8 protein-coding genes and 1 tRNA gene are annotated in these 7,281 nt (G+C 62.9%); 5 read left to right on the top strand and 4 right to left on the bottom strand.

Going from position 1 to position 7,281, the window contains the following annotated elements:
- Both AC5QAB_RS18560 and AC5QAB_RS18555 read left to right on the top strand, forming a co-directional pair.
- Positions 1-384: RidA family protein (locus AC5QAB_RS18560; protein WP_495233546.1), on the top strand; the 384-nt coding region annotated here is incomplete at its 5' end.
- 162 nt (positions 385-546) lie between these two features.
- A tRNA-Arg gene (locus tag AC5QAB_RS18555) sits at positions 547-623 on the top strand.
- A 91-nt stretch (positions 624-714) separates the two neighbouring features.
- Here AC5QAB_RS18555 and AC5QAB_RS18550 read toward each other — a convergent pair.
- Positions 715-1,194, bottom strand: coding sequence for a tyrosine-type recombinase/integrase (locus tag AC5QAB_RS18550; protein ID WP_239517629.1), 480 nt, complete (start codon positions 1,192-1,194; stop codon positions 715-717).
- A gap of 833 nt (positions 1,195-2,027) precedes the next feature.
- Between AC5QAB_RS18550 and AC5QAB_RS18545 the strand changes: the two genes are divergently transcribed.
- The gene (locus AC5QAB_RS18545) at positions 2,028-2,906 is read left to right on the top strand and encodes a hypothetical protein (protein ID WP_229767324.1); all 879 of its coding nucleotides are present in this window, start codon (positions 2,028-2,030) and stop codon (positions 2,904-2,906) included.
- A 630-nt stretch (positions 2,907-3,536) separates the two neighbouring features.
- Positions 3,537-4,001: a GNAT family N-acetyltransferase gene (locus tag AC5QAB_RS18540; protein ID WP_197561178.1), complete on the top strand. Its 465-nt coding sequence runs from the start codon at positions 3,537-3,539 to the stop codon at positions 3,999-4,001.
- 7 nt (positions 4,002-4,008) lie between these two features.
- Here AC5QAB_RS18540 and AC5QAB_RS18535 read toward each other — a convergent pair whose 3' ends face one another.
- Entirely contained in the window at positions 4,009-4,569 is a 561-nt protein-coding gene (locus AC5QAB_RS18535; protein ID WP_197561177.1) for a GNAT family N-acetyltransferase, read from the bottom strand.
- A gap of 146 nt (positions 4,570-4,715) precedes the next feature.
- On the opposite strand from AC5QAB_RS18535, the gene AC5QAB_RS18530 reads away from it, so the two are divergent.
- Positions 4,716-5,609, top strand: a complete 894-nt coding sequence (locus AC5QAB_RS18530; RefSeq protein WP_197561176.1) for a helix-turn-helix domain-containing protein — start codon at positions 4,716-4,718, stop codon at positions 5,607-5,609.
- A gap of 85 nt (positions 5,610-5,694) precedes the next feature.
- Here the strand turns inward: AC5QAB_RS18530 and AC5QAB_RS18525 are convergent, their stop codons facing one another.
- Positions 5,695-6,054 (bottom strand): response regulator, encoded by a 360-nt coding sequence (locus tag AC5QAB_RS18525; protein WP_014646927.1) that lies wholly within the window; start codon positions 6,052-6,054, stop codon positions 5,695-5,697.
- On the bottom strand, positions 6,044-7,207 hold the full coding sequence (locus tag AC5QAB_RS18520; RefSeq protein WP_401730139.1) for a two-component system sensor histidine kinase NtrB: 1,164 nt from the start codon (positions 7,205-7,207) through the stop codon (positions 6,044-6,046). Before AC5QAB_RS18520 ends, AC5QAB_RS18525 begins: the two co-directional genes overlap by 11 nt.
- Between the last annotated feature and the right edge of the window lie 74 nt (positions 7,208-7,281).

Raw genomic sequence — 7,281 nt, 5'->3', positions numbered from 1 at the left:
TACGTCCAAGCCGTCCGCGTTAACAACACGATCTTCGTGTCCGGACAGCTGTCCCATACGCCGGAGGGGCAGTTGGTCGCACCCGCAGAGCTGGGGGCGAATGGTAAGCCCGCCAACTTCGACACCATGGAAGCCCAGATGAGGCGCACCTACGAGAACGCGCAGGTGCTGCTGGCAGAGTTGGGTGGGTCGCTGGCTGACGTGGTCGAGGAAACGCTGTTCGTTATCGACGTTCCGGCCGCGTTCGCGGCCAGTGGCAAGGTCCGGCCGGCCGTGTATGGTCAGCCGGTGCCGCAGGTTGCCAGTAACCTGATTGGGGTCTCGGCGCTGGCCTTCCCGGAGCAGCTGATTGAGATCGCCTTCCGGGCCGAAGTTCAGAGCTGAAGACACGGGCGGGCGGGGTCGACTCCGCCCGCTGGTATCGCGACGCCCAAGTCGAATCGACTGACCACGCGCCGGGAATGTGGGGAGCCGCGGAGCCCTTCTAGGAGCGTAAGCGCCTGCCGCAAGCCCCGTTTGGGCACACGATTGGCACAGATGCCATCGGACCCCTTGATACTCTTGGCGCCGTCGCCCCCCTCCTAAGGGGAAGGTCGCCCGTTCGAATCGGGCCGGGGTCACCAGAATCAATAACTTGCGGCAGCTGCTGCGCTGCCATGGGCCATATCGGGCCATCAAAAGGTACTAATTGGTCACAGTGGTCACAGTAGCGAATCAATAGGTTAGCTTCGCCACCGCGCCATCATCGCCCTCAGGGGTGAGGTGTGCGTAGTACTTCTCTGTAGTGGCGTAATCAGCATGACCGGCCAGGAGCTGCACGCACCGCAATGGCACGCCAGCCATAACCATATGGGCGCAGAACGTGTGCCTCAGGCGGTGAAGACTCCCGCCAACGCCTGCCGCGGTCGCATCATCCTTGGACCAGTCGCTCACGGTGTCCTTGTGAACGCTTACCAGCGGATCGAGAAGGGTGGCTAGAGGTGCAGCGGCATGGGCGTTCAACGGCACCTCTCGCCAATTCCCTGACTTCGTGCGTCCGTCGCCGTCCTCGTCCGGATCGCTCTCGACCAGCAGGCGACCAGTAACCACGTTCTCGTGCCTCAGGTGCATCAGATCGCCGCGCCGGATTCCGGTGTGTGCCATGAACCGCCATAGGTTGGCCCGGGAGGCATTGGCCGCGTAGAGCTGCTGCATGGCATCAGCTGTATAGAACCGGACGGCAATGCTTCGCACCCCTCTTGGTGCCTGGATCCCCTCAAACGGGTTCGCATCCATTCCTTCCACTGCACGCCACGGCGGAGCGCGGCCTGCAGCCTGCGAACTTCCTTCCCCACAGTCTCCAAGCAAGCAAGCCAGGTCCACGCCTTCCACCTCGGGCAGAGCGTGCAACCTACCCGGAAGAGACCGAAGTCGATCAGTCTTGAGATTCTTCGCGTTCTTACTGAGAAGCTCGCGTGAACTGATGCTTCCGACGAAAGCGTCTTCGCAGAAATCCGCTCCCAGCCCCATAAACCCATATATCACCATCGTCCGCAGCTGCAACTCCTTAAGTTCCACGTTGCAATAGGCCAAAGCAACTGCTTTCTCACGGTGCCAAGAAAGATGGTCGCAGACACCGCTACTACGGCGACGACAACCGAAGCGTGCAAATGAGGTCGCAAGAAACTACTCGGATATGGCAGCCGAAGCCATTGGAGAACATGCTGCTAGTCCTGGACGCTGAAGTGGTTGCCGGCTTGTGGAAATCTCGCCGACTGCGCCGGCCGGGCGGTTGCTCGGTGCGTGTCGTCGGCGGGCAGCGGTGTTCGTGCTTTCTCTGCCGAGCGCTGCCGCATCTCCTCGCAGAACGCGGGCCATCCGGGCGGCGCGGCAGCACAGGTGATCTCAGTACCTGGCATTGGCTGTGGTTATCGCGATCGCGATGGAATTGCCGACCTTTTTTCTTACCAAGCGATTGGGATAGCATGGACTTGGCTTTCGAGGGAAAGAAGCCTCGATCGCCGATCGGTCTAACATGGAGATGGACAGTGCTTTTGAAATACGCTCTTGCTGGGATGCTTGGATTTGTTGGCTTAGGCGCTCTTGTCGCAGACGTGAATGCTGCCGCTGTCCGATGCGACACCTGTCGAATTGATGGTGACTATCGCGCTGAGGCCGTTCGTCAAGGGCCCGGGACTCACCTGATTTTTAATGTTACTGACAACCAGATTCAGCAGTACTACGTTGGTACAAGCTCCGGTGGCGGCGGTGGTGGCATTGAGCCGAGAGCCGCAGGACCTCTGGTTGTGCGGGAGACTCCACCGGCGGGTGCCGTTGAAGAGGTGAACCGAGCTCATCGCGTACAAGTCGTTGGTGGTGGCACACTTCGTCCCACGTTCATCGTGCCAATCGCGACGCTCGGCCTCAATCCGAGCGCAAGTGCTATGACGGCTTACGAGTACGTATCGGACTACAACCTCCGTGCAATGGTCGAAACTGCGACGGGTAGCACGGATGTCATTTCCAAGGTGGTCGGAACCGACGTTTTCACGGCAATGGCCGACCTACTCCAGCACGTTACGAACTACACAGGCCTGCGCGATCAAGCGAGGATCATAATGAAGGTCGTGTTTAAGGACGGTTCCTCGGTTGTTGTCGTCGTCAACCTCGAGCATCAGAATGGACAGTCCGAAGTCGGTAGTGAGCGTACCGCCGCAGGGCAGTTGATTCCGACCGATATTCAGCAGGTGAATGGTACTTGGACTGACTACGGCGGAGAGAATCTTGCAAGGATGGTCACCCATCTTCAAGGTCTCGGTGCAACGATGTCGGCATCTGGCCCGTCGTCGACGGGTAGTGTCAAGGCAATTACCTGTAGTGGCGCCGGGGTCGCTAAGGTTTGCAACGTCGAATATATGATCCGCTGATGGCGTGTTGGGCGACTTGCAATAGGCAAATGGGGCCGTTTTAGCGGCCCCATTTTGTTTGAACTCTCAATTGGCTTCTTATTTCTTGCGGCGACTGAGCGCAAGGACTATCGCAATAATCGCTACTGGGATCAGGATAACCGCCAGTAGGATGATCCAATGCCAGATGCTGAAACCACCCATGCTTTATATCCCTATGAAGTGACGCTTGGATGGTAGCATCTCGAAGTCGATGCCTCTAAAGCGTGATTCGTATCGAATGACACAGATCAACCTCGCTGCCGCACGCTAGGATGCAGCACGACCGTGGTGCTTGAGCGGCGCCGTGCGAAGGAGCTGAGTCGAGCACGCCCATCGAGTCCACGCCAGCGGCTGCGAGTCGCTCGACCATCCCAGCGAAGGCGTGCAGGTCGATGCCCGATTCGGTCACCGGCGTAAGAGGCAAGGCGCTGAGGCCGTGGATCATGCCGGATCCCGAGGGCAGAAGGAAAAGAGTGGTTGTCAGGTGTGGCGGCGGTGGACGATCGGCATTGCTTACTGCCCTGGGACAAAATTCAAGCGCTGCCGTGCAACGTGATCCGGCCACCGGGATCGCGCACCATGGTGGCCATCCTTCCTTGCGCGCACGCCATGAGTGAGTACCTTCGCCCCGTGCAGCCTCCGCACTTCGCCGCCATCGGCGCGTGGCTGGATTCGGCCAGCGCAACCCGGCGCTGGGCCGGTCCCGGCGTGGCGTATCCGCTCGTGCCGGACGCATTCGCGCAGGCACTGCAACTGCAGCAGCGCCCGGGTTGGGTGCTGTTGGATGCGCATGGCCACTGCCTTGGTTTCGGCCAGTACTGGCCAACGACCTCCGGCACGCTGCACCTGGGCCGCATCATCGTTTCGCCGCGGGCACGCGGGCGTGGACTGGGACGTGTACTGATGCAGGCGCTGATGGCGCAGGCGTTGCAGTCGGCCGGGGCGGAGCGGCTGACCCTGCGTGTCTATCGTGACAACGTCGCGGCGGTGACCCTGTATCGCGACCTGGGCTTTCAGCCGATGGAAGACGCTTCGACGCCGGAACTGCTGTTCATGCAGCACCGTGCCGGCTGAGTGGTGATCACGCGCGCAGCACGGAAGCCTGTTGCGCCTGCCATTGCTCGCGGGTGATGCGGCTGATGTGTTCGGTGCGGTAGTCGCCGAGGAAGCTGTTGAACTTGTTCACTTCGGTATGGTGATGCTGGAAACCGCATTTGCTCTGTACGCTCAGGGACTGCAGGTTGTCGGCGAAGTAGCCGCACCACAGTGCGTCCAGACGCAGGCCGAGGAAGGCGTGCCGCATCACTTCGCGCACTGCTTCGGGCACCAGGCCGCGCCCCCAGTACGGTACGCCGATCCAGTAGGCGATCTCGCCTTCGCGCTCGCCGATCTCGAAGTTGCTGTCGGCACCGATCAGGATGCCGACACAGCCGATGGCGCGGCCATCTTCGCGGCTCTGCAGCGCATAGACCTCCGGACGGTTGAACACGGTGCGGATGATCTCGGTACTTTCCTCGATGCTGGTGTGGGCTGGCCATCCGGCGATGGGCCCGACGCGCAGGTCGCGGGCGTATTCGTACAGGTCGGCGGCGTCGGTGTCGCGCCAGGGGCGCAGGATCAAGCGTTCGGTATGCAGCGGCATGGCCGTTCCAGGGGCAGGGAGAGAGCGCACAGGCTAGGCCGCGTCGGGCGGAGGGCACAGGGCGGGACCTTGATGTTTTCGGTACTTTTCACAACTGCCTCGTTGGCGCAGGTATGCTGTGCCCCGGAATGCAGCCGGATCGGCCAATGGACCGCATACCCCAGCTTCTGGATCAGGACGAATCGATGCGCCTGGAGGTCAGTACGCTGGCCGAGGGGCAGGGGGTTCCGCTGTCGTTCGGGCACGCGTATCTGGCGGTACTGGTGTGCGTGTCCGGGCGTGCGCGCTTCGCGCTGAACTTCCGTGAGGTGGCGGTGCAGCGGCACGACGTGCTGGTGCTGGCCGAGGACACGCTGGCGCTGCTGCGGAAGCGATCGCGTGGCTTCCTGGCGGTGGTCTGCCTGATGCCGAAGGCGCTGGCGTCGGAGGTGGCCTACGTACTGCCCAACGCGCTGTTCAAGTTCCTGCATGAGCATCCCCATTGCGTGCCGTCGCCGCTGGAGGTGCCGCTCCTGCAGGGCTGGCTGCAGCAGCTGATGGACGCGCAGCATACTGGGGGCCGCTATCGGCACGTGATGCTGCGCAATCTGCTGCAGACCTTTTTCCTGAAATTCGCCACGCTGTTGCCGGCACAGAAGGGGGCCGCAGCGTCGGTCAGCCGGCGCGAGCGCCTGGCCTGGAATTTCTGGGAACTGGTCGGCCAGCGCAGTACCCGCCAGCGCGACGTGCAGTCTTATGCCGATGCGTTGTGCATCACGCCGTTCTATCTTTCACAGCTGACCCGCGAGTGCTTCGATGAAACACCCAAGGCGTTGATCGACCGCCAGGTGGTGCTGGAGATCAAGGCGCTGCTGAGCTACAGCGAGCTGCCGATCGGGCGCATCGCCGAGCGATTGCGCTTCGAGGATGCGTCCTACCTGTGCCGCTACTTCCGGCGGCACACCGGGCAGTCGCTGACCGGCTACCGCCGTGCGGGGCAGGGCGGCGCTAGTGGGATGCGAACAGCGGTGCCGGCACTTCGGGCAGCAGATCCTCGGTAACCCCGCCGAGCACGCGTTCGACCACGCAGTCGCGGCGGTAGGGCCCCGGCACCCGCAGATCGGCTTCGCCAGGCCTGGCGAAAGGTCAATCCTGCTTCAACAGCTCGACCAGCTGGCGCAGGCGATAGGGCTTGGGCAGGAACTCCACCTGCTCCGGCAGCGGCGGCAGCTGCGAGCGCGCATAGCCGGAGGACAGGATCATGCGTGCCTGCGGCTGTTCGCGGGCGACGTGCTCGCTCAGTTCGATGCCGGACATGCCGTTGGGCATGCTGACATCGCTGAACACCACGTCAAAACGCGCCTCGCCCTTGAGCAGCTCCGCCGCCTCGTGGCCATCGGCGGTGGTGGCGACCTCGATGCCGAAATCGCGCAGGGCCAGGCCGATCATCTCGCGCAGATCGTTCTGGTCCTCCACCATCAGTACGCGGATCGGTTCATCGGTCATGGGTTGCTTCCTCTGATGCGGGTAACAGCAGGCTTACCGTCGTGCCGACACCGGGCGTGGTGGACACATCGACGAAGCCGCCGCTCTGGGTAGTGAATCCGAACACCTGGCTCAGGCCCAGGCCGCTGCCCTTGCCGATGTCCTTGGTGGTGAAGAAGGGCTCGCTGGCGCGCTCGGCGATGTCGGCCGCCATGCCATGGCCTTCGTCACAGACGCTGAGGGTGACATAGCCGCGTTGCAGCGTAGTGTCCGCATCCGGGTCGAGCCGATGTTCCAGCGCGGTGCCGATCAGGATGCGCCCGCCATCGATGGTGGCCTCCACGGCATTTGCCACCAGGTTGGCCAGGGCAGCCTGCAGCTGCATCGCGTCGGTGCACACCTGCGGCAGGCCCGGCGTGAGGCAGGCGTCCAGCGTCACCGTGGGCGGGCAGGCGCGCTGCAGGCCCGGCAGCCATTGCTGTACCAGCGTGTTGATGTCCAGCGGTTCGCGGATCAGGGTCTGGCCCGTGCTGAAGGCCAGCAGCTGGCGGGTCAGCAGGGCGCCGCGGTCGGTGGCTGCCTGCGCAGCGTCCAGCAGCTCGGCGGCGCGTGCATCGTCACCGCGGACGCGTAGCGACAGCAGGTCCAGTGCGTTGCCGATGGTGGTCAGCAGGTTGTTGAACTCGTGCGACAGGCCGCGGCTGAGCCGGCCGACCGTCTCGAACTGCTGGGTGTTGCGCAGCGCACGCTGGGCATCGCGCAGCAGTCGCTGTGCCTGCCATTGCTCGGTGATGTCACGGGTGATCTTGACGAAGCCAAGCAGTTCGCCCGCTTCGACGACCGGCTCGATGACCACGCTGGCGCGGAACGAGGAGCCGTCGCGGCGTACCCGCCAGCCCTCGCTGGCAACATGGCCCTGCTGCGCCGCGAGGCGGAGCAGGCGCTGCGGTTCGCCGGCCTCGCGCTCGGTGGCCAGGTAGAAACGACCGAAGTGCGTACCCACCACTTCATCGGCTGAATAGCCCTTGATGCGCTCGGCGCCCGGGTTCCAGCTGCAGACGATGCCTTCAGGATCAAGCAGGTACAGCGCATGGTCGCGCACGCTGTCGATCAGCAATCGCAGTTGTCGGGAAGGGTCCGTCAGCACGGACGTCGTAGAGGCAGCTGCGTCCACGTGTAGATAAGTGTTACCCCTGTGAGGGACGTGAAGCTAGGCATTCAAGTGTGAAGGATGCGTGCACACCTGAC

The organism is Stenotrophomonas sp. YJH_SMC_127 (assembly GCF_059372445.1).
This window is presented reverse-complemented; position numbering and strand designations above follow the sequence as displayed.

Bases quoted from the DNA above. Each gene is read 5' to 3' on its own strand.
- AC5QAB_RS18550 (WP_239517629.1), bottom strand. From the start codon at position 1,194: ATGCAGCAGCTCTACGCGGCCAATGCCTCCCGGGCCAACCTATGGCGG.
- AC5QAB_RS18540 (WP_197561178.1), top strand. From the start codon at position 3,537: ATGAGTGAGTACCTTCGCCCCGTGCAGCCTCCGCACTTCGCCGCCATC.
- AC5QAB_RS18535 (WP_197561177.1), bottom strand. From the start codon at position 4,569: ATGCCGCTGCATACCGAACGCTTGATCCTGCGCCCCTGGCGCGACACC.
- AC5QAB_RS18530 (WP_197561176.1), top strand. From the start codon at position 4,716: ATGGACCGCATACCCCAGCTTCTGGATCAGGACGAATCGATGCGCCTG.
- AC5QAB_RS18525 (WP_014646927.1), bottom strand. From the start codon at position 6,054: ATGACCGATGAACCGATCCGCGTACTGATGGTGGAGGACCAGAACGAT.